This window comes from Candidatus Rhodobacter oscarellae, from assembly GCF_001078595.1.
Lineage (GTDB): Bacteria > Pseudomonadota > Alphaproteobacteria > Rhodobacterales > Rhodobacteraceae > Rhodobacter_B > Rhodobacter_B oscarellae.
This window is the reverse complement of record NZ_LFTY01000002.1, coordinates 3,208,764-3,234,625: the sequence shown is the minus strand read 5'-3', so window position 1 is coordinate 3,234,625 and position 25,862 is coordinate 3,208,764. Positions and strand designations below refer to the sequence as shown.

Annotated in this window: 25 protein-coding genes; 11 read left to right on the top strand and 14 right to left on the bottom strand. The window is 65.7% G+C overall.

Annotated features, from left to right (window positions below; genetic code table 11):
- Nucleotides 1–11: 11 nt before the first annotated feature.
- The gene (locus tag AIOL_RS26175; protein WP_268760221.1) at nucleotides 12–143 is read right to left on the bottom strand and encodes a hypothetical protein; all 132 of its coding nucleotides are present in this window, start codon (nucleotides 141–143) and stop codon (nucleotides 12–14) included.
- 211 nt (nucleotides 144–354) lie between these two features.
- Between AIOL_RS26175 and AIOL_RS20175 the strand changes: the two genes are divergently transcribed.
- Entirely contained in the window at nucleotides 355–621 is a 267-nt protein-coding gene (locus tag AIOL_RS20175) for a hypothetical protein (RefSeq protein WP_049644633.1), read from the top strand.
- A gap of 299 nt (nucleotides 622–920) precedes the next feature.
- Here the strand turns inward: AIOL_RS20175 and AIOL_RS20170 are convergent, their stop codons facing one another.
- The 3 genes from AIOL_RS20170 to AIOL_RS20160 form a co-directional block, all read right to left on the bottom strand.
- A complete protein-coding gene (locus AIOL_RS20170) occupies nucleotides 921–2,192 on the bottom strand; it encodes a bifunctional folylpolyglutamate synthase/dihydrofolate synthase (protein WP_049644632.1) in 1,272 nt (423 codons plus the stop codon).
- Entirely contained in the window at nucleotides 2,189–3,157 is a 969-nt protein-coding gene (accD, locus tag AIOL_RS20165; RefSeq protein ID WP_049644631.1) for an acetyl-CoA carboxylase, carboxyltransferase subunit beta, read from the bottom strand. The genes AIOL_RS20170 and accD overlap by 4 nt, the downstream gene beginning before the upstream one ends.
- A 97-nt stretch (nucleotides 3,158–3,254) precedes the next feature.
- The gene (locus AIOL_RS20160) at nucleotides 3,255–4,133 is read right to left on the bottom strand and encodes a CPBP family intramembrane glutamic endopeptidase (RefSeq protein ID WP_049644630.1); all 879 of its coding nucleotides are present in this window, start codon (nucleotides 4,131–4,133) and stop codon (nucleotides 3,255–3,257) included.
- A gap of 146 nt (nucleotides 4,134–4,279) precedes the next feature.
- Between AIOL_RS20160 and ilvD the strand changes: the two genes are divergently transcribed.
- The 6 genes from ilvD to AIOL_RS20130 all read left to right on the top strand — a co-directional run bounded on the left by ilvD (nucleotide 4,280) and on the right by AIOL_RS20130 (nucleotide 11,703).
- Nucleotides 4,280–6,043 (top strand): dihydroxy-acid dehydratase, encoded by a 1,764-nt coding sequence (gene ilvD / locus AIOL_RS20155; RefSeq protein WP_049644629.1) that lies wholly within the window; start codon nucleotides 4,280–4,282, stop codon nucleotides 6,041–6,043.
- Nucleotides 6,044–6,050: 7 nt separating this feature from the next.
- The gene (locus tag AIOL_RS20150) at nucleotides 6,051–6,749 is read left to right on the top strand and encodes a hypothetical protein (protein ID WP_049644628.1); all 699 of its coding nucleotides are present in this window, start codon (nucleotides 6,051–6,053) and stop codon (nucleotides 6,747–6,749) included.
- Nucleotides 6,750–6,812: 63 nt separating this feature from the next.
- Nucleotides 6,813–7,580, top strand: a complete 768-nt coding sequence (locus tag AIOL_RS20145) for a DUF6478 family protein (RefSeq protein WP_049644627.1) — start codon at nucleotides 6,813–6,815, stop codon at nucleotides 7,578–7,580.
- A gap of 41 nt (nucleotides 7,581–7,621) precedes the next feature.
- Nucleotides 7,622–8,002: a hypothetical protein gene (locus tag AIOL_RS20140; protein WP_049644626.1), complete on the top strand. Its 381-nt coding sequence runs from the start codon at nucleotides 7,622–7,624 to the stop codon at nucleotides 8,000–8,002.
- A gap of 164 nt (nucleotides 8,003–8,166) precedes the next feature.
- Entirely contained in the window at nucleotides 8,167–10,191 is a 2,025-nt protein-coding gene (locus AIOL_RS20135; protein WP_049644625.1) for an FAD-dependent oxidoreductase, read from the top strand.
- A 606-nt stretch (nucleotides 10,192–10,797) separates the two neighbouring features.
- Nucleotides 10,798–11,703: a LysR family transcriptional regulator gene (locus AIOL_RS20130; RefSeq protein WP_049644624.1), complete on the top strand. Its 906-nt coding sequence runs from the start codon at nucleotides 10,798–10,800 to the stop codon at nucleotides 11,701–11,703.
- A 153-nt stretch (nucleotides 11,704–11,856) separates the two neighbouring features.
- Here the strand turns inward: AIOL_RS20130 and AIOL_RS20125 are convergent, their stop codons facing one another.
- A complete protein-coding gene (locus AIOL_RS20125; protein ID WP_082152702.1) occupies nucleotides 11,857–13,506 on the bottom strand; it encodes a tetratricopeptide repeat protein in 1,650 nt (549 codons plus the stop codon).
- Nucleotides 13,507–13,644: 138 nt separating this feature from the next.
- Between AIOL_RS20125 and AIOL_RS20120 the strand changes: the two genes are divergently transcribed.
- On the top strand, nucleotides 13,645–14,082 hold the full coding sequence (locus tag AIOL_RS20120; protein ID WP_049644622.1) for a hypothetical protein: 438 nt from the start codon (nucleotides 13,645–13,647) through the stop codon (nucleotides 14,080–14,082).
- Nucleotides 14,083–14,260: 178 nt separating this feature from the next.
- On the opposite strand, the gene AIOL_RS20115 is transcribed toward AIOL_RS20120, so the two are convergent.
- The 3 genes from AIOL_RS20115 to AIOL_RS20105 all read right to left on the bottom strand — a co-directional run bounded on the left by AIOL_RS20115 (nucleotide 14,261) and on the right by AIOL_RS20105 (nucleotide 17,570).
- Nucleotides 14,261–15,511: a M24 family metallopeptidase gene (locus tag AIOL_RS20115; protein ID WP_049644621.1), complete on the bottom strand. Its 1,251-nt coding sequence runs from the start codon at nucleotides 15,509–15,511 to the stop codon at nucleotides 14,261–14,263.
- A 229-nt stretch (nucleotides 15,512–15,740) separates the two neighbouring features.
- Nucleotides 15,741–16,868 (bottom strand): tRNA guanosine(34) transglycosylase Tgt, encoded by a 1,128-nt coding sequence (gene tgt / locus AIOL_RS20110; RefSeq protein WP_049644620.1) that lies wholly within the window; start codon nucleotides 16,866–16,868, stop codon nucleotides 15,741–15,743.
- A gap of 261 nt (nucleotides 16,869–17,129) precedes the next feature.
- Nucleotides 17,130–17,570: a DUF4399 domain-containing protein gene (locus AIOL_RS20105; RefSeq protein ID WP_049644619.1), complete on the bottom strand. Its 441-nt coding sequence runs from the start codon at nucleotides 17,568–17,570 to the stop codon at nucleotides 17,130–17,132.
- Between the two features lie 68 nt (nucleotides 17,571–17,638).
- Here AIOL_RS20105 and AIOL_RS20100 point away from each other — a divergent pair, with 68 nt between their 5' ends.
- The 3 genes from AIOL_RS20100 to rimK all read left to right on the top strand — a co-directional run bounded on the left by AIOL_RS20100 (nucleotide 17,639) and on the right by rimK (nucleotide 20,479).
- Nucleotides 17,639–18,190 (top strand): RNA polymerase sigma factor, encoded by a 552-nt coding sequence (locus AIOL_RS20100; protein WP_049644618.1) that lies wholly within the window; start codon nucleotides 17,639–17,641, stop codon nucleotides 18,188–18,190.
- Nucleotides 18,187–18,939, top strand: a complete 753-nt coding sequence (locus tag AIOL_RS20095; protein WP_049644617.1) for an anti-sigma factor family protein — start codon at nucleotides 18,187–18,189, stop codon at nucleotides 18,937–18,939. The genes AIOL_RS20100 and AIOL_RS20095 overlap by 4 nt, the downstream gene beginning before the upstream one ends.
- A 136-nt stretch (nucleotides 18,940–19,075) precedes the next feature.
- Nucleotides 19,076–20,479: a 30S ribosomal protein S6--L-glutamate ligase gene (gene rimK, locus AIOL_RS20090; protein WP_049644616.1), complete on the top strand. Its 1,404-nt coding sequence runs from the start codon at nucleotides 19,076–19,078 to the stop codon at nucleotides 20,477–20,479.
- A gap of 4 nt (nucleotides 20,480–20,483) precedes the next feature.
- Here the strand turns inward: rimK and AIOL_RS20085 are convergent, their stop codons facing one another.
- The 6 genes from AIOL_RS20085 to AIOL_RS20060 form a co-directional block, all read right to left on the bottom strand.
- Nucleotides 20,484–21,401, bottom strand: a complete 918-nt coding sequence (locus tag AIOL_RS20085; protein ID WP_049644615.1) for a dihydrodipicolinate synthase family protein — start codon at nucleotides 21,399–21,401, stop codon at nucleotides 20,484–20,486.
- Nucleotides 21,398–22,066 (bottom strand): aspartate/glutamate racemase family protein, encoded by a 669-nt coding sequence (locus AIOL_RS20080; protein ID WP_049644614.1) that lies wholly within the window; start codon nucleotides 22,064–22,066, stop codon nucleotides 21,398–21,400. Before AIOL_RS20080 ends, AIOL_RS20085 begins: the two co-directional genes overlap by 4 nt.
- 2 nt (nucleotides 22,067–22,068) lie before the next feature.
- On the bottom strand, nucleotides 22,069–22,464 hold the full coding sequence (locus AIOL_RS20075; RefSeq protein WP_049644613.1) for a VOC family protein: 396 nt from the start codon (nucleotides 22,462–22,464) through the stop codon (nucleotides 22,069–22,071).
- Nucleotides 22,461–23,897 (bottom strand): dihydropyrimidinase, encoded by a 1,437-nt coding sequence (hydA, locus tag AIOL_RS20070; RefSeq protein ID WP_049644612.1) that lies wholly within the window; start codon nucleotides 23,895–23,897, stop codon nucleotides 22,461–22,463. The genes AIOL_RS20075 and hydA overlap by 4 nt, the downstream gene beginning before the upstream one ends.
- A 422-nt stretch (nucleotides 23,898–24,319) precedes the next feature.
- The gene (locus AIOL_RS20065) at nucleotides 24,320–25,306 is read right to left on the bottom strand and encodes a capsular polysaccharide export protein, LipB/KpsS family (protein ID WP_049644611.1); all 987 of its coding nucleotides are present in this window, start codon (nucleotides 25,304–25,306) and stop codon (nucleotides 24,320–24,322) included.
- A gap of 3 nt (nucleotides 25,307–25,309) precedes the next feature.
- Nucleotides 25,310–25,819, bottom strand: coding sequence for an SH3 domain-containing protein (locus AIOL_RS20060; protein ID WP_049644610.1), 510 nt, complete (start codon nucleotides 25,817–25,819; stop codon nucleotides 25,310–25,312).
- Nucleotides 25,820–25,862 lie beyond the last annotated feature (43 nt).

Below are 25,862 nucleotides of genomic sequence, written 5' to 3'. Positions count from 1 at the left end.
TTTTGGAACTCTTATGGGTGATTGATTGCATCCGGTTGAGCGTTTGTCCATTCGATCTCGCGCGCGGGGTCGAGCCAGGCGAAGCCGGCGGCGAGGGCCCGGATGTCGAGCGCCTCGATATGCGCCTTCGAGCCCCAGCCCATCGCGGCAACGCTGGGTCGACGGTGCGGGGCGCTGGTACCGGTTCCGTCGCATCACGATCCCGCAGATTGTGCCGTTGATCGTCTCTGTGGCGCTGCTCTCGGCCATCTGGACCTTTGACAGCTTCGAGATCGTCCGGATTCTCACCGAGGGCGGGCGGTGAACGCGGCGCTCTGTGCCGGGGCGACCTGCTTCCCCCACCCTTTCAGCGCCATGTCCCCTATCCAAGGCTGCGAGCCCGGCGTTGTAGGCGCGGCGATTGACAGCGCGGCCCCTACTGGGATCATCTGCGATGGCATCCATGTGGCGGACGAGATGATCGCGCTGGCGACCCGTGCGCGCGCCGTGCCGGACCGCATGTTCCTGGTATTGGATGCCAAGCCGACCCTGGGCGGGCTCGAGCAATTCGAGCTTTATAGCCCCGGGAGTTCGCTGCGCGAGGGGCGGTTGCCAGAGCTTTGGGCCAATGCTGCGTCATGAGGCCGAGTTTGACCCGGAAGGCCGTTACTTTCCTTTCGGTGTGGTGCAATAGGGTAACTTCAATCTGGGCGGCGTTATGATCTGGAGCGGGCATTGGCGTGCCGCAATTTTCTTGCAAGAAAATTGCGAAACTCTTGAAAGAGTTTCTTCAGCGCGCCTCGAAATGATTCTTCTGTCCCAACCTCTTACCGGCGCGCGGGGCCACTTTCCTTGGAAGGAAAGTGCAAATCTCTTGCAAGAGATTTGGCGCTCCAAACGCCCGCTCCATGTCAAAACCAGACTTGCCGCGGCGACTCAAGCTAGCCGTTCTCGGCGAGAACATCCCCTGCAAAGTAAAGCGAACCGCCCACCAGGATCCGCGCGTTCGGCGCGTCCTGCGCGATGCGGCGCACCGCAGCCTCCGCCGTCTCGGCCTCAAAGGCCGCCGCGCCAAGGCTTTGCGCGACCCGGACGATCTCGTCGGCGGGCAAGGTGGCGGTCTGGTTGGGGATCGTGACGCCCTGCAGCGAGGCCGCCGTTGCCAGCAGGGGGCGCAAGTAACCGGCCACGTCCTTGGTGTTCAGCATGCCGATGACCAGGTGCAGCGGGCGCGGCGGCATCTCGGCCAAAGTCCGCGCGATAGTCTCGCCCGCGGCAGGGTTATGCCCGCCGTCCAGGATCAGCTCTGCGTTCGGGGCGGCCTCGATCAGGGGGCCATGGCGCAGGCGCTGCATCCGGGCGGGCCAGGCCGCGTTGAGCATCGCCGCCTCGCAGGTGGCCTCGTCAAAGCCCAACGCCCGCAGGCCCGCCAGCGCGGCACCCGCGTTCATGATCTGGTGCGGCCCCAGGAGCGTGGGCAGGGGCAGGTCTAGAAGCCCGGTCTCGTCCTGGAACACCAGCCGCCCGCGTTCCACTTGCACATGCCAGTGCTGCCCATGCGCCAGCAGGGGCGCGCCGAGCCGCGCGGCCTGGCGCTCGATCACCTCAAGGGCCGCGTCTTCCTGAGGGCCGACCACGCAGGGCACGCCGCGCTTGATGATCCCGGCCTTCTCAAAGGCGATCTCGGCCAATGTATCGCCCAGGAACTGCTGGTGGTCGATGCTGACGGGCGTGATCACGCTCAATTCGGGGTCGACCACGTTGGTCGCGTCCAGGCGCCCGCCAAGCCCGACCTCGAGCAGAGTGTAATCCGCTAGCGCGCGGGCAAAAGCCAGCAGCGCCGCGCAGGTAGTGATCTCGAAATAGGTGATCGCCTCGCCGCCATTGGCGGCCTCGCATTCGTCGAGCACCGCGGTCAATGCGGTCTCGTCGATCAGCTCTCCGGCGAGGCGGATGCGCTCATGGAAGCGCACCAGATGCGGCGAGGTATAGGCGTGCACGCGCTTGCCCGCGCCCTCCAGCCCGGCGCGCAGCATCGCCTGGGTGGAGCCCTTGCCATTGGTGCCCGCGACATGGATCACCGGCGGCAGGTCGCGCTGCGGATTGCCCAGCCGGTCCAGCAAGCGCCAGACCCGGTCCAGGACCAGGTCCATGACCTTTGGGTGGAGCGTCATCATCCGTTCCAGGATGAGGTCCGAATTTGGGGTGCTCATGCGGTTTTGGGCTCGACGGCGTCCTGCGGCTCTTCGGCAGGCGCCTCTTCCGTGCCTTGCGGGCCGTCCTCGGCTTGTTCCGGCTTCGGCGGGGGCAGGTCGCCCTTGATCGCAGGCGAGAGCCCCAGAAGCATGCGCGTGATGGTGATCAGCTCTTCGCGCATGTCTTTGCGCGGGGTCACCCGGTCCAGCATGCCGTGGTCCAGCAGGTATTCGGCGCGCTGGAATCCCTCGGGAAGCTTCTCGCGGATCGTTTGCTCGATCACGCGCGGCCCGGCAAAGCAGATCAGAGCGTTGGGCTCGGCGATATGCACGTCGCCCAGCATGGCGTAGCTGGCGGTCACGCCGCCGGTGGTCGGGTGGGTCAGCACAACGATATAGGGCAGACCGGCCTCTTTCAGCATCTCGACGGCCACGGTGGTGCGCGGCATCTGCATCAGGCTTAGGATGCCTTCCTGCATGCGCGCGCCGCCCGCGGCGGAGAATAGGATCAGCGGCGCCTTGGCCTCGACCGCGCGCTGCGCGGCGGCGATAATGGCGTTGCCCACATACATGCCCATTGAGCCGCCCATGAACGAGAAGTCCTGCGCCGCGGCGACCACGGGCGTGCGGCCCATCTCGCCCTGGGCCACCAGCATCGCCTCGGTCTCGCCGGAGCCCTTCTGGGCGGCCTTCATGCGGTCGGGGTATCTCTTTTGGTCGCGGAACTGCAGCGGGTCGACCACCGGTGCGGGCACCTCTACCTCGGCGAAGGCGCCGCCGTCGAACAGCGCCTTGAAGCGCTCGCGCGGGGTGATCGCCATGTGGTGGTCGCAATTGGTGCAGACGTTCAGGTTGTCCGTCAGCTCGCGGTGGAACAGCATGGTCCCGCATTCGGGGCATTTCGTCCACAGGTTCTCGGGCACCTCGCGGCGCGAGAAGATCGAGTTGATCCGGGGGCGGACGTAGTTAGAGATCCAGTTCATCGCGGGGCCTTCGCTAGCATGGGCGCCAGATAAGCAAGCCTGCCCGGAAATGCAATGTGCGCTGCGCCGCAGTTTGCCGCTCTTGCGCGCGCGCCGCTCAGCAGCGCAGCGCGATCCGGCAGGTCAGCCAGCCGATCAGCATCACCATCGCGTCGACCACAAAGATGCCGGGGTCGCTGACGGCCTGCTCCAGCGTCTCGGGGAAGATGAACAGCGACAGCCCCGACAGCGGGCCCTCGAAGCTGAAGATCAGGATCGCGACGCAGTTGTTGACGAAATGCAGCGCGATGGCGGGGCCCAGCGTGCCGCTGCGATAGGTCAAGTCCGCCGCCGCAAACGAGAACAGCATCGCCCAGCCCGCGATCATCCAGGCCGACGCGCCATAGACCTCTGGGTCGTAATGCAGCAGCCCGAACAGCAGCCCGGGCACTAGGAACCACGACACCCGCGCCATGCTGCGCACGGCCATCTGCTGCACCAGGTAGCCGCGGAACAGGACCTCCTCGGCGGTGACCTGGATCAGCACACCCAGGGCCGAGATCGGCAGCAGCAGCAGCCAGGGCAGGACGCCCAGATTGAACCGCACACCGCCATAGCCGCCCCAGGGCGGCGCGGCGTATACAACCAGCGTCACCACAAAAAGCGGCAACAGGCAGGCAAAGAACTGCCGCACGGCCAGGCCAGGATCACCGAACAGCGTGGCAAAGCCGCGCTCGTGCAACAGCGGCAGCCCCACCCAAAGCGCCAGAAAGATCGTCGCGAAGAAGTACAGCACGAACAGGCTGTAGCGGGTCGAGGCCTGCACCTCGTCCCACGGGCCTTGCGTCACCCCGCTCAGCACGCCCGAGAGCATCATCCCCGCGCCCATGACCACCGCGGCGATCAGGAACAGCCCCACGATCATGCGCCAGACCTCCGGCCGCGCCCGGGCCGGGGCGACGAAGCTTTCAAACGGATCGGGGAAACGCTCGGACATGGCCCCCGGCTTAGCCGGTGCGCCCCGCCAGGGCAACGCGCAGTTTCCGGCGCGCGCCAGCGGCTGCACCGAAACCCGCCATACGTCTTGTCCTCGCGCGGCGGCTCGCCTATTCCGGCTGGGATACCGAATAGGGAGGCCAAGCCATGCTCAAGGGCAAGTTCGACAAGTCAAAGCTGCCAAGCCGTCACGTGACCGAGGGGCCCGAGCGCGCGCCGCACCGGTCCTATTACTACGCCATGGGCATGACCGAGGAAGAGATCCACCAGCCCCTGATTGGCGTGGCGACCTGCTGGAACGAGGCCGCGCCCTGCAACATAGCGCTGAACCGCCAGGCGCAGGCGGTGAAGATGGGCGTTAAATCCGCCTATGGCACCCCGCGCGAGTTCACCACGATCACCGTGACCGACGGCATCGCCATGGGCCATGAGGGCATGCGCTCTTCCCTGGCCTCGCGCGAGGCCATCGCCGACACAGTCGAGCTGACCATGCGCGGGCATTGCTATGACGCCATCGTGGGGCTGGCGGGCTGCGACAAGTCCCTGCCCGGCATGATGATGGCGATGATCCGGCTGAACGTGCCCTCGGTGTTCCTCTATGGCGGGTCGATCCTGCCGGGCCGCGCGCCCAACGACCCCGAGGTGCCCGCGGCCTACGCAAACCGCGACCTGACCGTCCAGGACATGTTCGAGGCGGTGGGCCAGCACCAGTCCGGCAATATGTCCGACAAGGCTTTGGAAGTGCTCGAGCGTGTGGCCTGTCCCTCCGCTGGTGCTTGCGGCGGGCAGTTCACCGCAAACACCATGGCCTGCGTGTCCGAGGCCATCGGCCTGGCGCTGCCGAACTCCTCTGGCGCGCCCGCGCCCTACCAGACCCGCGACCAATATGCCGAGGCCTCTGGCGCCGCGGTCATGAACCTGATCGAAAAGAACATCCGCGCCCGCGACGTCTGCACCCGCAAGGCGTTCGAGAACGCCGCCCGCGTGGTGGCCTGCACCGGTGGCTCGACCAATGCCGGGCTGCACCTGCCCGCGATGGCGCATGAGGCGGGGATCGAGTTCTTTCTCGAGGATGTCTGCGAGATCTTCCGCGACACGCCCTACTTCGTCGACCTCAAGCCCGGCGGGCAATACGTGGCCAAGGACCTCTATGAGGTCGGCGGCATCTATGTGGTCATGAAAGAGCTGCGCAAGGCGGGGCTCTTGCACGAGGACTGCCTGACCGCCAGCGGCTATTCCATCGGCGAGGAGATCGACAAGGTCTATCTAGAGGCCGACGGCAAGGTGATCTATTCCATCGAGAACCCGATCTCGAAGACTGGCGGCGTGGTGGGCCTCAAGGGCAACCTGGCACCCGAGGGCGCCATCGTGAAGATCGCGGGCATGGAGACCCAGCACCAGCGCTTTGTCGGCCCCGCCCGCGTGTTCGAATGCGAGCAGGACGCCTTTGAGGCGGTGCAGGAGCGGTCCTATAAGGAGGGCGAGGTGATCGTCATCCGCAACGAGGGCCCCGCAGGCGGGCCGGGCATGCGCGAGATGCTGGCGACCACTGCGGCCCTGTCCGGTCAGGGCATGGGCAAGAAGGTGGCTTTGATCACCGACGGGCGCTTTTCCGGCGCCACGCGCGGCTTCTGCGTCGGCCATGTCGGCCCCGAGAGCTACCACTGCGGGCCGATCGCCCTGCTGAAGGACGGCGACCTGATCACTCTGGACGCGGTCAAGGGCGAGATCAGCGTGGACCTTAGCGACGAGGAACTCGCCGCGCGCAAGGCCGCCTGGCCGGGCAAGCGCGAGACGATCTATCAGTCCGGCGCGCTTTGGAAATACGCGCAGCTTGTGGGAGAGACCTATAAGGGCGCGGTGACCCATCCCGGCGGCGGCGCCGAGGCGCACGAGTATATGGATCTCTAAGCGCTCCATGACGCGCGCCCTTCTCGGACTTTTGGCCGCGGCCCTGCTTATGGGCTGCGGCGACGGTGCAACCACCGCATTCGCAGAGCTGCCGTCGCTGGGGCGCAAGGCCCCGGACACGGTGGCGGTGGCGGGCGGCGCGGTCGTGGTCGGCGGCCCGTCGGGCTATTGCGTGGATCGCGGCAGCAGCCTGTTACGCGGGGACACGGCGTTCGTGCTCTTGGCAAGCTGCGCTTCGATTGCTCGGGCAGAGGGCGCGCTGGCCCCTGCGGCGCCGGGCCTTCTGACCGCCTCGGTGGACCAGGCCAGCGGCGCGGCGCCCAGCGCCGTAGACCTCTTGGCGTTTCTGGACGGGCCCGAGGGGAAGGCCGCGCTTGCCCGGGACGGCGACGCAGAGTCGGTGACGATCCTGCAAAGCCAGATCGAGCAAGACGCGGTGCTGCTGCGCATCGACGACCAAAGCGCCAATCCGACGCCCGGGCTAGAGACCACCTATTGGCGCGGGTTGTTTTCTGAGAAGGAGCGCTTGATCACCGTGACCGTCATTGGTTTCGCGTCACGGCCGTTGGATCCAGACGCGGGTCTGGCAAAACTGCGCGGGTTCATCGCGCGCATTCGCGCAGAGTCCTCGGCCGTGGAACCAAAAGCAGCTGAACAGGCGCCAGCCAGGGGGCTTAAAGGGTTCTTTCGCAAACGCCGTGTATAAACTATCTGTTTCCAGAAGCGAAACAAAGATTCGCAATGGGACTGGGAAGGTACGAATAATCCGATGCGCTTGACGGACTTGATTGAGGGCGTGTTTCACCGGCGCGTGCTGCGGCGCTGGGGCCGCATTGCTGGGCGGGCGGAGCGGCTGGATCTAGAGGCGCTTAGCACGCTGCGTGCCAAGGCGCGTCAGATCCGGCGCCTCCTGGACCGGGTGATTTTTGTGGCCGAGGGGCGGCTCACGCTGCCGGCGGTTGGGTCGAACGCGATCGTAAAGCCGCTCTACACCGATTGGGCGTATCGGCCAGAGCTGTGGCGCGGGCCGGTCTCGCCGCTTGGCATCGTCGCCGTGGCGTCCAAGACCGACTATGGCAAAGAGGTGCGGGTTTACCACGACTGCCGCCAGACCGAGCTTACGCTTAGGCAAACGCGGAACTCCCGCGAGAGCGATCTTGCCCCCTACGGTCTGCGCATGGATGTGTTCCGCTTCGACGGCTCGTTCCTTTCGCTGGTGATCGAGCTGCCGAACTCCGCCGTCGAAGGGCTGGAGCGGCGGCATGTGATCCGGCTGTCGACCGTGGTCGAGCTTGAAAAACCGCTAGAGATCTTCGCGCGGCTGAACGTCAAGCACGGCCCCAATGTCGAGCAGATCGTGCGCGAGCTGCCCATGGGAGAGGAGGACGCAATGGTGGAGTTCGACCTCGCCTACACCAAGTTGAACGAGCGCCGGCTCGAGAAGATGTGGCTCGACCTCATTTTTGAGGGCGCCGAGATGAACCAAATAATGCTGCGTGATGTTGTGATGACCCGCCGCCCGCGGGCCGAGATGTAAGGCCCCAAAATGGCGCGGCGGGAGGATTTAAGAGGTGTGATGTGACCGAAACCAACCTTGTAAAGACGCGGATCCATGCCGGGATCTGGGAGGGCGTGCTGACCTCGGGGCTTGGGACCGGCGAGGCGCCAGAGATCATCGTCACGCATCTCGAGCAGCCGGTGGTCAGTGTCGCCGTGACCGCGGATGGCGACAGGCCGGGGACATGGAATGTCAAGATCGCCATTCCGCCGGACCTTCTGTCCGATGGCGTGCAGACCTTCGTGATCTGGGATGCCGAGACCGAGGAAAAGCTGACCAGCTTCACGATTGTCACCGGCGCCCCGCTGGAGGACGACATTCGTGGCGAGCTGGACTTGCTGCGCGCCGAGCTGGACATGCTCAAAAAGGCCTTCCGGCGGCACTGCGTCGAGACGTCCTAGCGGGCGCCTGGGGTCCAAGCGCTTTGCCGTTCGCCCGGGCATTTTTACGCCTCGGGCTGCTACTTTCTGAAGGGACTCCAAGACTGACGTCGCGTTTCTAGTGACATTTCTGTTGTGACATTGCTTTACGTGCGCGTAAATCTGGGCGTAAGGAGATTATGAGTATGGCAAATTACCCGCACCTTCTCGCACCGCTGGATCTTGGCTTTACGACGCTGAAGAACCGCGTGCTGATGGGCTCGATGCATACCGGCCTTGAAGAGACCAAGGATTGGAACCGCGTCGCGACCTTCTATGCCGAGCGCGCGGCCGGCGGGGTCGCCCTGATGGTCACCGGCGGCATGGCGCCCAATCGCGAGGGCGGCGTGTTCCCCGGCGCGGCGGGCCTGTTCAACGATCAGGACATCGCCAACCATAAGGTGGTCACCGACCGGGTGCACGACCATGACGGCAAGATCTGCATGCAGATCCTGCATGCGGGCCGCTACGCCTATTCGCCCGATTGCGTCAGCGCCTCGCCGGTGAAATCCCCGATCTCGCCCTTCCCACCCAAGGAGCTGGACGAGGACGGCATCGAGAAACAGATCGCCGACATCGCCGAGGCCGCCCGCAGGGCGAAGGAGGCGGGCTATGACGGGGTCGAGGTGATGGGGTCCGAAGGCTACTTCCTCAACCAGTTCCTGGTCACCCACACCAACAAGCGCACCGACCGCTGGGGCGGCAGCCTAGAGAACCGCATGCGCCTGCCCATCGAGGTCGTGAAGCGTGTGCGCGCCGCCGTGGGCGAGGCGTTCATCATCATCTACCGGCTGTCGATGATCGACCTGGTGCCGAACGGGCAGACCTGGGACGAGGTCGTGACCCTGGCCCGCGAGATCGAAAAGGCCGGCGCCACGATCATCAACACCGGCATCGGCTGGCACGAGGCGCGCATCCCCACGATCGCCACCTCGGTGCCGCGCCGCGCCTTTACCTGGGTCACCCAGAAGCTGATGGGCGAGGTTGGGATCCCGGTGATCACCTCGAACCGGATCAACACGCCGCAGGTGGCCGAGGACGTGCTGGCCGATGGCTGCGCCGATATGGTCTCGATGGCGCGGCCCTTCCTGGACGACAGCCAGTTCGTGGCCAAGGCCATGCGCGGCGAGGCGGACCTGATCGCGCCCTGCATCGCCTGCAACCAGGCCTGCCTGGACCACACTTTTAGTGGCAAGATGACGTCCTGCCTGGTGAACCCGCGGGCGTGTTTCGAGACCGAGCTGGTGATCGAGAAGGCCAATGCTTCCAAGGCAATAGCCATCGTCGGCGGCGGCCCTGCGGGCCTGTCCACGGCCTTGGCCTGCGCGGATCGGGGCCACAAGGTGACGGTGTTCGAGAAGGCGTCCGAGATCGGCGGGCAACTGAACATGGCCAAGACGATCCCCGGCAAGGAGGAGTTCTATGGCCTGGTGGATTGGTACGCCGCGAGCCTGGCGGCGAAGGGCGTCGACCTGCGTCTTGATACCGAGGCCAAGGTCGAGATCCTACGCGACTTCGACGAAGTCATCATCGCCACCGGCGTCACCCCCCGCGACCCGAGCATCCCCAACGAGGGCGGGCATGTGGTAGGCTACCGTGACGTGCTGCTGCACGGCACGCAGGTGGGCGACCGCGTGGCGGTGGTCGGCGCGGGCGGCATCGGGTTCGACGTGTCGGAATTCCTGGTACATGAGGGCGAAAGCCCGACCGAGAACCTGGCGGCCTGGAAGGAAGAATGGGGCGTGGGCGACCCCGAGGAGACCCGCGGCGGGCTGGCCCCCGAGGGCCCGCAGCCTGAGGCGCCGGCGCGCCAGATTACCCTGCTGCAGCGCAAATCCACCAAGGTTGGCAAAGGCTTAGGCAAGACCACCGGCTGGATCCACCGCGCCGCGCTGCAGATGAAGAACGTCAAGATGATGGGCGGGGTGAACTACGAGAAAGTCACCGCCGAGGGGCTGCATGTCTCGTTTGGCGAGGCGCGCGAGAACCCGCAGGTGATCGAGGCGGACACGGTGGTGATCTGCGCCGGGCAGGTCTCGGAGCGCTCGCTGGCGGACAGCCTGGAGGCGGCGGGCGTGGCGTGCCACGTCATCGGCGGGGCGGATGTCGCCGCCGAGCTGGACGCGAAACGCGCCATTGATCAGGGCACCCGGCTGGCCGCCACGCTGTAGGGGTTACCGAGGGGTGAACGCTGCGGGCGGCGGTTTTCGCCGTGGGTCCGCGATTCGGGCGGTTAACGGCTTATTTTGTTGGGAAATCCGCGGTCGGCAAAGCGTCGGCAAAGTGTCGGCCTTGCGTATGGCACCTCGTCGGGCAAGGAGCGTGGTTAACGGACCGCGCGGTAGGTGGCGGGGTTGTGCGTTCGTTGAAGGACGGCGCGTGAGATCATGCAATCTGCGGCTCGCCTTGAACGTTAAAGGTCGTGTGATTGCGGTGGGCAGATTGCCCACCCTACGGCTTATTTCCTGCCTTTGGGAGGAGCGGTGTGTGAGGCCACGCACCCGACGCTTACATTGCCGGTTAAGGCGCGTGTGAACGTGGTGGGCAGATTGCCCACCCTACGGCCCCCTGCCCCGCCCGCCCATGTATAAGGGCCGGTGCCGCAGGGACAGGCGCATCTGGATGGCCCATATTGCCACTCAAAGTTGATTGTTTCCATGTTTCCGTGCCGCAAACGATCCGCGTCAAAACCCTGCAATTGTCAGGGAGCCGCCCCATTCTCGGCCCAATTCACGGCGATACCGACCGTCAGAGGGGCCGCATTAGGATGAGAATAAATGGACCGACTAACTGAGATGGAGGCCTTCGCGACGGTTGTGGACCAAGGCGGGTTCACCGACGCTGCCAGGAAAATGGGGATCTCCAAATCGGCGGTCTCAAAGCACGTATCCTCGCTGGAGGCCCGCCTGGGCGCCCGACTGTTGAACCGCACCACGCGCCGCGTGTCGCCGACCGAGATCGGTCTGGCCTATTACGACCGCGCCCGCCGCGTGCTGAACGACGCAGGCGAGGCCGACGCGCTGGTGACCTCGATGCAATCGGCGCCCTCGGGGCTCTTGCGCATCTCGGTGGCCACGGATTTCGGCGTCAACCACCTGTCGCCGGTCCTGGGCGAATTCCTGGGGGAGTTCCCGGACATCACCGTGAACATGGTGCTCAACAACCGCTATGTGGAGCTGATCTCGGAGGGCTTCGACATGGCCGTGCGCATCGGCGAGCTGGAGGACAGCACCCTGCGCGCCCGCAAGCTGACCGAGACGACCAAGCGGATGGTCGGCTCGCCCGGCTACTTCCAGCAATACGGCCGGCCGCTGAAGATTGACGACCTGAACGAGCACAAGTTGTTGCATTACTCCAGCCAGAGCTCGGGCAACATGTGGAAGCTGACCGCGCCCTCGGGCGAGCGGCGCCAGGTGCGCACCGCCGGCTGGCTGAGCGTAAACGACGGGCAGTCGCTGCTGAACGCGGCGATCTCGGGGCTGGGCATCGCCTACCTGCCGAGCTTCCTCTACGCCGACGCGCTAGAGCAGGGCCTGGTCGAGGAGGCCATCCCGGACCTGCCGGTGGAGAGCCAGGGCATCTACGCGGTCTACCCGCCGGGCCGGTTCACCCAGCCCAAGGTCCGCGCCTTCATCGACTTCCTGGTGCATCATTTCGCCGAGAAGGGCCCCGACGCCTGGTAGGCACACCGATTTTAGGGACGGGAACATCGCAAGACCCGGGCGCACCCCGCGCCTGGGTCTTTCTTGTTGCGAGGCTGGGCGCAATTTGCTTCGGCTGGAGGCCAAGAAGCTCAAGCCGATCCCCGACGGAAATGGCCGCCAAGCGGTCCGGGCCTAGTCCGGCAATCCCGCCCTGCGGAACAGCTGCCAGTACTCAGACTTCTCTTCTGGGTCCATAAACGGCGAGTTCCGCATATGCGATGACAGCCCGAAATCGGGGAAGCCTTCCAGGATTTCGGCCGCATAGCGTTCCGCGTCTTGCCATTGGCCCAAATGCCCGTGCGCGGCGATCAGGATCCTGCGGATTGACGCGCTGCTTTTGTAGACGGAGAGGGCCTTTTTGCTGGCCACGATGGCCCTTTCGTGCTCGCCAGCGACCTCGTACACAAAGGCCGCGTTCCAGTGATACCAAACGGGATGCAGCGGGTTCTGACGCATGGCCCTGTCGATCCATCCCAGCGCCTCTGCGTCGCGGTTCATAAACCCCAAGAGCGTCGCCAGGCGCACCATCAGGTCGGCATCATTGGGGTTGATCTGCAACGCCTTGGTCAGATTGGCCAAGGCCTGGACGTGATCCTGATCCGCATAGAGGTCGATCTGGCTAAGCGCGTGATAGGCCTGGTAGCTGTTATTGTCCAAATCGAGCGCCCGCGCCGCCGAGGCCCGCGCCTGGCGCAAGGCCGCATCAAGATCCTCGGCCAGCGAGTGCCGCCAGAGCATCAGGTCGTTCTTTGCCTTCAACGAATGTGCCAGCGGGAAATCCGGGCTCAGCGCTATGGCGCGATCCAGCAGCGCATTGGCCTTGTTCAGGCCATCGCGGGTTATGGCTGGGGGCTCGGATCGCAGCGCGAGTTCATAGGCGCTTAGGTCATCCGGCGTCACAGATTTCGCCCAACGCGATGTGGCCACCTCGACCCGTTCCACCAGCATCGTGGCGATGCGCGCGCTGACCTCGCTTTGCACGTCCAAGACACCCGTTCGCGGCGCGGTGAAGTCTTGCGCCCAGAGGGCTTTGCCGTCGGAGCTGTCCGTAAGAAATGCCCTGATCAGCAAGAGCTCCCCGCCGTATTGCACATCGCCCGACAGCAGGTAGCGCACGCCAAGTTCGGCTGCGATTTGTTCGGGGGGCTTATCACTGTCGCGGTACTGAAACGCCGAGTGGCTGGAGACCACGAACAATCCCTCGAACCTGGACAGGTTGGCGGTGATGGATTTCGATACGCCATCGGTGAAAAAGACCTGGCTGTCGTCTTCGGCGATATGCTCGAATGGCAGGACCGCAATGGACGGGCGCAGTTGCGCATCAGGCGCGCGAAACAGCCCGGCCCCAATGATGATGAGCGCCACTGCCACAATCCCAGAGACCGCCAAGGCGGCGAAAAAACGACGCGGCTTTGCGCGAGATGTGGGCGGGGCCCCCACTTCTGATGCGACCAACTTGTACCCGGTGCGGGGCACCGTCTGCACGATGGCATGGGCCTCATCCCCGATCACTCGGCGGATATCTGCGATACACTGGATCAGACTGTCGTCGGTGACATGGACCGCGCCCCAGGCCGAAGCGATCAGATCGCTTTTTGCAACCGCCACACCCAGGTTGTCTGCCAATACGCGCAGCACGGCCAAAGACTGCGGCCTGAGCGGTAATCCCTCGCCCTGCGCGTCGTGCAAAGAGCACGTGTCCCTGTCGAAACGCACGGAGCCCAGCAACACTGCAGTTGGCTCGGCCCCCTCCCTTGCGCCCGCTGGAACCGGTTGAGACATGCGCAATCCTTACAGCTTTCAGCCGATTTCAGTAACCTGAAATCGAATTTTCAGGACGGGTCCTGCCGCTTTTGCGACTGCTTCGGCATCGAAACTCGGCTCGCTGGTGGGCCGAGCAAACACTCGGAGAGACGCATCATGAAGCATTTCATTGCCATAGTGCTGGCCATGGCCCCCATGGCTGTTCACGCCGGAGAGAGCTTTCAGGCGACCAACACATATGTGACCGAAAGCAAGGCCTGGCCGGTGGACCAAGCGACGGGCTATTGGATGGTGGCCTTCGAGGGGGTCAGCCAGGTGACCGAGGGGCCAATCGACACGATGCGCGTCGAATGTCATGGCGCTGGGTTTTGGGGGCCGGGCGGGCTCGACGGCGGCGGCATCTGCATACACGGCGAAGGCGACGATACCTTCATTCTGCGCTTCGACTCCAAGCCAGATGGGAACACTTGGACAATCCTAAGCGGGACCGGCAAGTATCAAGGCCTTACCGGCAGCGGCACGGCTGTCACGGAAGCGCTTGCTGGAAATCGACGGATCTCAGAGCTGGTGGGTGACGTCAGCTTGGGCAACTAGCGCCCGCGGGGCGCCGCCGCAGAGCGTTGGCGCCTTATTTTGCGGGCCTTTCTGGCTTCCGGCGTCCGTCGGACATGGAAGCAGAAAAGGGGGAAAGGTTCGTGACCTGACCTTCGCCTGACAGATGCCGCCCAAAACATGGCCAGCTGTCAGATCACATCTGAACCACTCCAGTTGATCAGTTGAGGAGGTCGTCCTCAAAGGGGAACCGGGCCACAAGCTCGCATCCATTCTCCGTGATGCGCACCATTTCCTCGAGCTTCACGCCCTCTTTGGCGCCCTTTTCGCCGATATAGCTTTCGACCGATACGGTCATGCCCGGTTGGAACATGCCATCATAGCCGGTTTGCTCGAACCACTTCAAAGGGGCCACCTGCGGGTATTCGTTGCACATGCCGATGCCGTGCACGATCACGCCGACCTCGAATTCCTCGTACCGGTCCGGGATCTTCCAGGATTTCTCGGCCAGCTCACGGAACCCAAGGCCGGGCTGCAGCAGCGCCATGTTGTGATGCACCTGCTCATGGGACAGCTTATAGACCGTCTTTTGTTCCTCGGTCGGGGGCTTGTCCTGGCACATCCAGGTGCGTGAGATATCGGTGCTGTAGCCATAGGGGCCGATCATATCGGTGTCGAAGGCCACCAGCTCGCCCACCTGCACGGGCTTCTCGCTGGCCTCGCTGTACCAGGGGTTCGTGCGCTCGCCCGAGACAAGCAGCCGCGTCTCAACGTAGTCTCCGCCGAGCGATGCGTTGACCGCGCCAAATGTCGCCCAAAGCTCGTTTTCGGTGATGCCGGGGCGGGTGATCTCCTTGAGCCGCGCCAGCCCGGTCTCGCAGACAAAGGCAGAGCGCGCCTGGGCCTTTTGCTCCTCTGGGGTCTTGATGCAGCGCGCGTGCTCGATCACATCCTGCCCGAAGGACACGGAAACCTGCCGCCTCTCCAACGCGTCGCGGGCCTCGCCGTCAAGCCTGTCGATGGCGATCCGCTGGTTGGGGAAGCGTTCGGAAATGACGTCGGCCACCTCGTCGGCCCATTTCTCCATCAGCGCTTGGCGGTTGCTTCCGGCGCTGTGATAGAACCACAGGACCGCGGGCCGCGTCTCTCCGATCGTCTCGATCCCCTCGGACAGATGCTCGCAATTCACGTAGTCAAAGATGATCGCCTTGCCCTCGCTGGGCACCAGGCAGTAGCGCGCGGAGTTGTGCATGGTCCAGATCTGCATGTTCCGGCAATCCGTCGCGTAGCGCACATTAACCGGGTCATAGAGCAGCATGCCGCCGAGGTCGCGCCTTTGCAGCTCGGCTTGCAGCCGATCCAGCCGTTCCTGCCGCAAGCTGCGCTGGTTCACCTGCGGCATGGTGGACAGATGCTGCTTTGCGGCCTCAAGTTGAAGCACGTCTACGCTTGCCAGGTCGCCGTCTTGCATGTCGCTGTTTCCTTTGCTTGCGCGCCAGAACCAGGGCAAGGGGCTTTCCCGATGAACTGGGCCCGACCAGGTCACCCTAAGTTCCGCTGGGTTCCAGATAACAACACCGGAGCGACTTCGGGGAATACAGCCGCGACAAAGCCGCTTGGCAAGGCGGCCGTTCTTACGCGGCGCGGAAACGACGCTTAAGCCCTTACATTCGGTCGCCGCCCCGGGGGCGCGCGCCCGGTCATACCCGTTCGATATCCCCCAGCGCGCGCTGGGCGTGGAACTCGGCCTCCCAGGCCTCGAACGTGCCAGAGGCAATCGCCGCGCGCATCCCGGACATGAGCTCTTGGAAGTAATGCAGGTTGTGCCAGGTCAGCAGCATGCCCGAGATCATCTCGCCCGCGCGGAAGACGTGGTGCAAGTAGGCGCGGCTATAGCCGGTGCAGGCCGGGCAGGTGCAGGTCTCGTCCAGAGGCCGCGGGTCGTCGGCATGGCGCGCGTTCTTGATCGCCACCGGCCCGCGCCGCGTCCAGGCCTGCCCGGTGCGCCCCGAGCGCGAGGGCAGCACGCAGTCCATCATGTCCACGCCCCGCTTGACCGCGCCGACAATGTCGTCGGGCTTGCCCACCCCCATCAGATAGCGCGGCTTGTCGCTGGGCAGCTGGTCCGGCGCGTAGTCCAGGCAGCCGAACATCGCCTCTTGGCCCTCGCCCACCGCGAGGCCCCCGATGGCGTAGCCGTCGAACCCGATGCCGCGCAAAGCCTCGGCGCTCTCGGCCCGCAGGTCCTGCTCTAGCCCGCCCTGCTGGATCCCGAACAGCGCGTGCCCGGGCCGGTCCCCGAACGCGTCCCGCGAGCGCTGCGCCCAGCGCATCGACAGCCGCATGCTCTCGGCGATCTGCGCCCGCTCGGCGGGCAGCGCGGGGCATTCGTCAAAGCACATCACGATGTCAGAGCCCAGCAGGCGCTGGATCTCCATCGAGCGCTCGGGGCTCAGCATGTGCTTGGAGCCGTCGATATGGGATTTGAACGACACGCCCTCCTCGGTCAGCTTGCGCAGATCCGCCAGCGACATCACCTGGAAGCCGCCGGAGTCGGTCAGGATCGGCCGATCCCAGTTCATGAACCCGTGCAGCCCGCCCAGGCGGGCGATGCGTTCCGCCGTGGGGCGCAGCATCAGGTGGTAGGTGTTGCCCAAGAGGATGTCGGCGCCGGTGGCGCGCACGCTCTCGGGCAGCATGGCCTTCACAGTGGCGGCGGTGCCCACGGGCATGAAGGCGGGCGTGCGGATCTCGCCCCGGGGGGTGGAGATCACGCCGGTGCGGGCGCGGCCGTCTGTGGCGCTGAGCTGGAATGTGAACTTCGACATGCGGGCGGGGATACAGCCCGGCGCACGGATTGCCTAGGGGCTGCCGAGGCGCGTTGGTGTTTTGGGCGTGGGCGCGGCCCAATTTTCTTGCAATAAAATTGGGAAACTCTTCCAAGAGTTTCGTCGACGCGTCCCGCATTGAGCCTTTAACAGGAACCCCCTCTCCGCTTGCGGGACCAACTTTCCTTTGAAGGAAAGTGCAAATCTCTTGCAAGAGATTTGGCGCGCCCAAAGAGCGGTTCATGCCGGTAAACCGGTGCCCTACTGCACGGTGATGGTGATCACCTGGCTGGCCACCGGCGGGTTATGCGGCACGTGGTAGGCGTCGCCCAGCACCAGCTGCAGCGTGTGGGTGCCCGGGCTGAGCTCCAGCGTGGTCTCGGTCTGGCCCTTGCCGAAGTGCCGGTTGTTCTCGTCCGCCTCGATGGCGTATTCCAGCTCCTCGGCGCCCTCCTCGGTGGCGCCCAGCGCGGCGCGATCCAACAGCAGGTGGTGGTGCCCGGTGTTCTCGATCTCGGTGCCCGCGGGCGCGATGCCCATGCCTTTCAGGCCGAACTGCACCAGCAGCGGCGAGGACACAGTCGCGCCGTCCTCAAGGTTGATGAAATACACCGCGGCGCCCTCTGGCGACGGCGTGTCCCCGGCGAATGCGGTTGTTGCGGTCAGCGCCGCGGCCGCGGCCAGTATCGCTAGGCTTTTCATTCCAAATCCCCTCCCTTAGGCTCCAAGTCACATGCCCCGGGCCGTTGCGGCGCGCGCGGCATTCGTGAGTGGGTAACAATCCGGGGGCGCGTTTTATTCGGTGGGGCGGCGAAAATAGTGCTGAGGCCGAGATCCGGCGCGCCCTGCCCGAGGTTTACCCCCGGCTGTGGCGGTTCTGCCTGGTGCTGGCGGGGCGGCGGGACGCGGCCGAGGACCTGGCCCAGGCAACCTGCCTGCGCGCCATCGAGAAATCCGCCGGCTACACCCCCGGCACCCATGTGGACCGCTGGCTGTTCGTGATGGCGCGGCGCATCTGGCTGAACGAGCTGCGCGCGGGCACGGTGCGGCGCGGCGCTGGGCTGGTGCCAGTGGAGGACGCGGAGATCGCCGAGGAAAAACCCAGCACCGAGACGAATATTCTCGCCCGTGAGGTGTTATCGGCTATGGGCGCACTGCCAGAGGCGCAGCGCGAGACCGCGCATCTGGTCTATGTCGAGGGATACGCTTATCGGGAGGCGGCAGAGATGCTAGACATCCCGATCGGAACTGTAATGAGCCGCTTGGCAGCGGCGCGGCGGAGCCTGAACGAGAGGCTCGGGCCCAAGGAAACAAGCGCGTGACGGACGACAGGATCGCCATAACCGACGAAGAGCTGACCGCCTTCCTGGATGGGCAAGCGGATGGGGCGCTATCGGCGCGCATCGCGGCGGCGCTGTCGTCGGATGCCGAGCTGGCGCGGCGCCTGGCGGCGCTGGACGCGCCGGTCTCGGCACTGGCCAGCCTGACGCCCGAGGCGCTGGGCGCCCCGGCCCCGCCCGCCTGGCTGGCCGAGCCGCCCGCCCCGGCGCGCCGGTTCGCGCTGCTGCCCCTGGGCGTGGCCCTGGCGGCGGGGCTGGCCATCGGCGTCCTTGTCGGGCCCGCGCTGCTGGCGACCGAGCCGACCGCCGCGCCCGAGCCCGGCTGGATCGGCGCCGTTGCCGCGTACCAGGCGCTCTACGGCCCCGAGACCGTCGCCAACGGCGCGCAAAACAGCGCGACCACCCAAGCGGTGCTGGCGCGGTTTGACGATGAGTTCAGCCTGGAGCTGGCCGCGATCACTCAGATCGAGGGCTTCGAGCTGAAACGCGCGCAGCCGCTGTCCTTCAAGGGCCGCCCGCTGCTGCAGGTGGTCTTTGCCGACGAGGGCGGCGCGCCCATCGCCCTCTGCGCGCTGCGGGTGGCTAAGCCCGACCGGAGCGCCGTGACCGAGGTGGCGGCCGGGCTGGCCGCGACGCATTGGATCAAGGACGGCGTGGGCTTCGTCGTGATCGGCGGGCAGGAGACCGCGGTGACCGGGGCGATGGCCGCCCAGGTGATGGCGAAGCTCTAGGAACGCGGGACGTGCCCCGCCTTCCCCCAAGGCAATCCGGCCCAGGCCGCTGAACGGCAAGTTGTGTTCCCTTCGATCTGTTGCTTTAGTGGGCTCAGATATCCGGTTGGCAGAAACAAGATGTAAGGGCACGCTTATGACCGATCCGTTCCGCCTGGGCTGGGAAGAGTGGCTGGCCTTCCCCGAATTGGGCCTGCCCGCGCTGAAGGCCAAGGTGGATACCGGCGCCAAGACCTCGTCGCTGCATGCCGCCGATATCGAGCCCTTCGGGCCGGCCAGCCGCCCCAAGGTGCGCTTTACCGTGCACCCCCTGCCCGGCCAGACGAGCCCTGCCATAAACTGCTCCGCCCCGGTGATCGACCGGCGCGAGGTGACCTCGTCGAATGGCGAGAGCGAGGTGCGCTATGTGATCCAGACGCCGCTGAGGATCGGCGACCGCACCTGGCCGATCGAGGTGACGCTGACCGACCGGGGCGCGATGTCCTACCGCGCCCTTATTGGCCGGCAGGCGCTCAGCGACGACATGCTGGTCTCGCCAACCGTGAGCTTCTGCCAGCCAGAGCTGGACTACGAGGTCTACCACTCCGCCAAGCTGCGCACCATCGTGCCCAACCGCGCGCTGCGCATCGCGATCCTCAGCCGGGAGGCGCAGAACTACTCCACCACCCGGCTGGTGGCCGAGGCCGAGCGGCGCGGCCACGAGGTCGAGGTGATCGACACCGCGCGGGTCTATATGGAGATCAACGCCCGCACCCCGCAGGTGCATTACGACGGCAAGCGGCTGCCGCATTACGACGCGGTGATCCCGCGCATCGGCGCCTCGATCACCGCCTATGGCACCGCGGTGATCCGCCAGTTCGAGACCACCGGCGCCTTCTGCGTCAACGGCGCCGAGGGCATCACCGCCAGCCGCGACAAGCTGCACGCGCATCAGGTCCTGGCGCGGCACAAGATCGGCATGCCCGTGACCGCCTTTGCCAGCTCGCCCAAGGACACCGACAACCTGATCGGGCTGGTGGGCAAGGCGCCCATCATCGTGAAGCTTCTGGAGTCGACCCAGGGCAAGGGCGTGGTGCTGGCCGAGACCTCGAAGGCGGCGCAATCGGTGATCTCGGCCTTCCGGGGGCTCAAGGCGAACTTTCTGGTGCAGCAATTCGTCAAGGAAAGCGCCGGCGAGGACATCCGGTGCCTGGTGGTCGGCGGCAAGGTGGTGGCCGCGATGCGGCGCAAGTCGGCCGGGGATGATTTTCGCTCGAACCTGCACCAGGGCGGCACCGCAGAGGCCGTGCGGATCACCAAGGAAGAGCGCGACTGCGCCGCGCGCGCCGCCAAGGCGTTCAAGCTGGGGCTGGCGGGGGTGGACCTCTTGCGCTCGGATGACGGGCCCAAGGTGCTAGAGGTGAACTCCTCGCCCGGGCTTGAGGGCATCGAGAAGGCCACCGGCCGGGACGTGGCGGGCCTGCTGTTCAACGAGATCGAGAAACACGTACGCCCGTTGCCCGCGCGCAAGTCGCGCAAGGCCAAACCCGCCGAGGCTTGAGCGCTTAGGCCAGCGCCGCCAGCCGCGCCTCTTGCCGCGCGATCATGGTTGCAACCTCGGCCTGCGCCGCCGCCGCCAGCCCACCGCCGGGTCGCCGCACCGTTGGGTGCGCAATCGCGCCGCGCTGCGCCAGGATGTGCTTGCGCACGCTCAGCCCCAGGCCCGGCTGGCTCTCATAGCGCACCAGCGGCAGGTAGGCGTCGAAGATGTCCCGCGCGGCGGTCTCGTCGCCCGCTTGCATCCGGGACACCACGTCGCGCATCATCTCGGGATACGCAAAGCCGGTCATCGCGCCATCCGCGCCGCGCCCCATCTCCTCGACCAGGAAAAGCCCCGCATTGCCGCATAGGATCGAGATGCGCCGCGCGTCACCCGCATCAGAGGCCGCCCGCAGCGCCGAGATCTTGGCCAGCCCGGGCCAGTCCTCGTGCTTGAGCATCACGCATCCTGGGCAATCCGCGACGATCCGCAGGATCACCTCGGTCGGGATCACTACATTCGTGGCCAGCGGGAAGTCCTGCAGCACCCAGGGCGCGTCGGCCACGGTCTCGGCCACGTTGTGGTAGTAGTCAATGATCTGGCCGTCGGTCTTCAGGCCGCCCGCAGGCGCGATCATCACCCCCGCCGCGCCCGCATCCATCGCGGTCTTCGACAGCGCCTCCATCGCCGCAAAGCCCGGCGACGAGACGCCCACCACCACGGGCAGGTCGGTACGCGCGGTGACGCGGCGGATCACCGCCTCGCTCTCGGCGGCCGAGAGCTTGCCCGCCTCGCCCATCATCCCAAGGATGGTCAGCCCCGTGGCGCCGCATTCGGCGTAGAAATCGACCATCGTGTCGACGCTGCCAAGGTCCAGCGCCCCGTCGGGCATGAATGGCGTGCAGGCAATGGTGTATACGCCGCTGGCGGTTTCGTCGATCATCGGTCCCTCCAATGTGATAGGTTGAGTGCGATCTGGCCCAGAGCCTGCGCGGCCGCGACCTGGCAGGGCTCGACCACGGGCAGGCCGGTGGCGACCTGAAGCGTTTTGCGATAGCGCGCCATGCCGGCGCAGCCCATGATCAGCACGTCCGCGCCGTCCTGGTCGCGCAGCGCCCGCGCGGTGTCCACCATGGCCTGCTCGGTCGCGCCGGGATCGGCGAGCTGCACCACGCCCAGACCCAGGGCGCGATCCCCCGCCAGCCGGTCCAGCACGCCCATGGCGCCAAAGCTGCGCATGTGCCGCGGGATGGACCCAGGCAGGATCGAGATCACCCCGAAGCGCTGCCCCAGCTGCATCGCCGCCATCACCGCGGCCTCCTGGATGCCCACCACGGCCAGGGTGGTGCGGTCACGCAGGGCGTGCAGCCCCGGGTCCCCGAAGCAGGCGATCACAAAGCCCTGCGCCTCGCCCTCTAGCCGCTCCGCCAGCTTGAGCATCGGCGCGATGGTGCCATCCGCCTGGGCCTGGCTCTCGATGCCCGGCGGGCCCTCGGCCAGCGTCACGCAGCGGATCGGCGTGCCGAAGGCGCGCAGCGGATCGACCGCGGCGTCGATGCCGGCGGTCACCGCTTCGCTGGAGTTGGGGTTGATGACAAAGAGCGTCATGCTCAGAGAAGAATGTCGTCCCGGGTCGATGTCTGGATTTCGACCTGGTAGCCCTCGGGGTCGTCGAAGACGAAGGCGCGGATGCCGATCTCGTCGTTCACGAACAGCTCTGACTGGCCGGGCAGGCCCAGCGCCTCGACATAGGCATACCAGGCGTCCACGTCGGGCACGCGGATGCAGAACTGCACCGGCTTCTCGGAGGTCCAGCTGTTCATGCCGTGGTTCTCGTCCACCAGGCCGATATGGGCCCCCTCGGCGACGCGGTAGATCTTGCTCCAGCCCTGGTCGATGGCCAGCGGCAGGCCCAGGACGTCCTCGTAGAACGCCATCGCGCGGGGCAGGTCCTTGTAATAGAAGAAGGTGATGGCAAGCGTGTTGGGTCCCTCGGGTCGGGTCATGCGTCGGTCTCCTGGATGGTTTGAATCTCATAGGATGGCGACCCGGTGGGTCGCATCCCGCTATTGGGGCGGTCGAGCCACTGGCCCTGCCCGGGTTTGGCGCGCAACGCGCCGTCTGCCACAAGTTCCTCGCCGCGCAGGAACACCCGCTCTGGCCAGCCGATGACCTCGCGCCCCTCCCAGGGGTTATAGCCGACATTGTCATGCAGGTCGTTGGCGCCGTAGGTCCGCGCGCGCTCCGGATCCCAGATCACCAGGTCGGCATCCAGGCCCGGCGCGATGTCGCCCTTGCCCGGCAGGCCATAGAGCTCTGCCGCGCGGCTGGACGTCCAGCGCACGAAGTCCTGATGCGGCAGGCCGCGCCGCCGCATGGCGTCAAAGAGCACCGGCAAGCGGGTCTCTAGCCCCGGCAGGCCCACCCCGATCTGGTCGAACCGCGCGCCCGGCCCGGCGGCCAGCTTGCCCGTCTCGTCAAAGCGGTATGGCGCGTGATCCGAAGAGATCAGGTCGATCGTGCCGTCGCTCAGCGCCTCCCAAAGCGCCTCTTGGTCGGCCTCTTGCCGCTGCGGCGGGCAGCACATCCACTTGGCGCCCTCGATGCCGTCGCGCTTTAGCACCTCGTCGGTCATCAAGAGGTAATGCGGGCAGGTCTCGGCCCAGATGGGCACGCCCGCGGCGCGGGCCTTGCGGATCACCTCCACCGCCTCGCGGGTGGAGATGTGGAACAGCATCACCGGCGCGTCCAGGAAGGCGGCGAAGCGGCAGATGCGCTCGACCGCCTCGATCTCGGCCATGCGCGGGCGGGACAGCGCGTGGTGCTCGGGCCGGTGCAGCCCGGCGGCGATCAGCCCGCTCTTGGTGTGCTGGATCAGCGCGTCGTTCTCGGCATGCACGCAGACCGTGGCCCCGGCCTGGCGCGCCAGGGACAACACGTGCAGGATCTCGGCATCCGCCAGCGCCACGTTATAGGTGGTGAAGACCTTCAGCGAGCGGTGCCCATCGGCGACGAGCCGCAGCAGGTCGGCGTCGAAATCCGGCACCGAGAGGTCGGACAGAAACAGATGGAACGCGTGATCGACCATCGCGCCGCGCTTGGCCCGCGCGGCGTAGCCCGCCAGGGTGTCGGCCAAGGGCTCGCCCTTTTGCTGGGCCGCGAAGGAGATCACCGAGGTCGTGCCCCCCATCGCCGCGGACCGCGTGGCGGTCTCGAACGTGTCGGCGTTCCACTGGCCCATGCCCGAGAGCTGCTCGATATGGCAATGCGGGTCGACGCCGCCCGGCAGGACAAGCTTGCCCGTCGCGTCCACGGACCGGGCGGCGGAAATGCCGCCGCGGATCGCGGCGATCTTTCCGCCCGCCACGGCGATGTCCGCCGGGAAACTGCTGGAGGACGACACAACCGTGCCGCCGGTGATGACAAAATCATATCCCATGTTAAGAGCATGCCTTGTATCGGCGCGCTCCGCTAGGGCTGTCGGGCATAAAAAGACACGTTGAGGTAGACCCGCGCCTGCCTGTCCCGGATCTTTTGGCCGGTCGAGAAGTTCCTCGCGCAAAATGCGTCGCGTCCTCTGAAACCCTTTCAGGAAGTCCTGGGCGTCATATCAGGTGACCCAGCGTGAAGTGAAAGAGGCGCTATGAACGGGTCGCTTGGCCGCACCAAATCTCTTGCAAGAGATTTGCACTTTCCTTCCAAGGAAAGTTGGGCCCGCGAACCGGCGAGGGTTTTCGCTTAAGCGATTCATTCGGGTCACGGTGTGGAAACTCTTTCAAGAGTTTCGCAATTTTCTCGCAAGAAAATTGCGCCGCGCCATGCCCGCCGGAGGCCATATGCGACCGCGTTACTCCGCGCGCCTCACAGGAAAAACTTCTCTTTGATGCGCGCCCAGGCCCGCTTTTCGAACTCATCCTTGGCGGGCTCCAGGCTGTTGCGATCCAGGAACCAGTAGAAGTATTTCTCGAATGGGAAGTCCGACATGGCCTCGGCGCCGAACCGGAGGGCTTCGCGCAGATCGGCTGTCTTTTTGGGCGTGAGCGTGGCGTGCCAGTAATCGCACTTGGCGCATGTAATGACGCAGCGCCGCTGCATCAGCGCCTCGAACCCGGCGGCCGAGTTCTGGGTCACCACCATCCTGGAGGCTTCGACCAGGTCATGCACGGAGGCGTCGCTGACGGTCACGTTCTGGTAGTCGGCGCAGATGTCCAGGATTGCCTTTCGCATCTGCTTGGACTGGTTTGGATGCGGTTTGACGTAGACGGGCTCTTCCTTGCAGGTCGAGGCCGTGGTGCGGATCATCTGCTCGGTCGTCAGGTGGTGGCTGCGCGGCAACGAATCCTCGATCTCTTGGCAAAACACCGCCGCGGCGGCCTCTTGCATCGGGTTCTTCATGCGCACCTCTTGCGGCGCCTTCGAGACGTTCTCGCGCAGCATATAGCTCGTCACGCCATTGAAGAAGTAATGCGCCTTCTCCTCGTCCAGATCGTGCGGGTTGAACCGCGAGAACCGCATCGAGGAGTTCCAGAACACCCCGACCTCGTCGAGATACCAAAACCCCCAGACATATCCCGGCAGCGCATGCAGCCGGTTGGCGCCATAGCTGGGCTGATCGCCCACGATGAGGTTGATGTGGTCCTGCTCCAAGAGCAGGCGCGAGGTCGAGCTGCCGGTGGCCACGATCCGGCTGGGGATACCCTGCTTGGTCGCGTGGCGCACTATCTTGGTAAAGAAGTCGAACTTGCCGTCCTGGATCGACTTAAACCAGTCGCCCTCGGCATGGATCACCAACGCGTGCGGCTCGGCCGCGGCGCGGCGGCCAGCAAAGGCGGCCCGCAAGTTCTGCATACCTCACTCCAGCGTTTCCACCGAATCCACACCCCAAAGTGCCTTGCGAGGCACCCAACCGCGATAACGCTCGGCCCTGATCCGACACCAATCCACAACACAATTGTCCAGCTGCGCGATCACTCCGATCTCGACCTGCGCGTTTACCGGGGCGTTCGGGTCCGGCTTCATCAGGATCGGCAGCATGTCCGTCTCTACGATGACCGTGCGGGTCCCGGATAGCAATGAGTAATGCATCCAGCCGCCCGCGCCGTCGCGGTCCTGCACCCGGCGCCAGTGGCCGTATTCGCCGGTGATCTCCAGCGGCATGTTGCGCCGCTTAAAGACCCAATCGATGCGGTGCCCCAGCGATGGCCCGCGCCGCACGTTGCCCTCGCTGGCCTTCAGCGACACGAAGCGCGGCATTGGCAGGTTGGTCACCGGGCCGCGCTCGCCCGCTAGGCCGGGCGCGCCAAGCACCAGCGCCGCAGCGACCACGCCCAGGAATGCTGTGTTGAACCTGCTCAGTCCCATCGCCTGCCTCGCCTCTTTTCGGGGGTCTTTGCCCCCGCTCGCG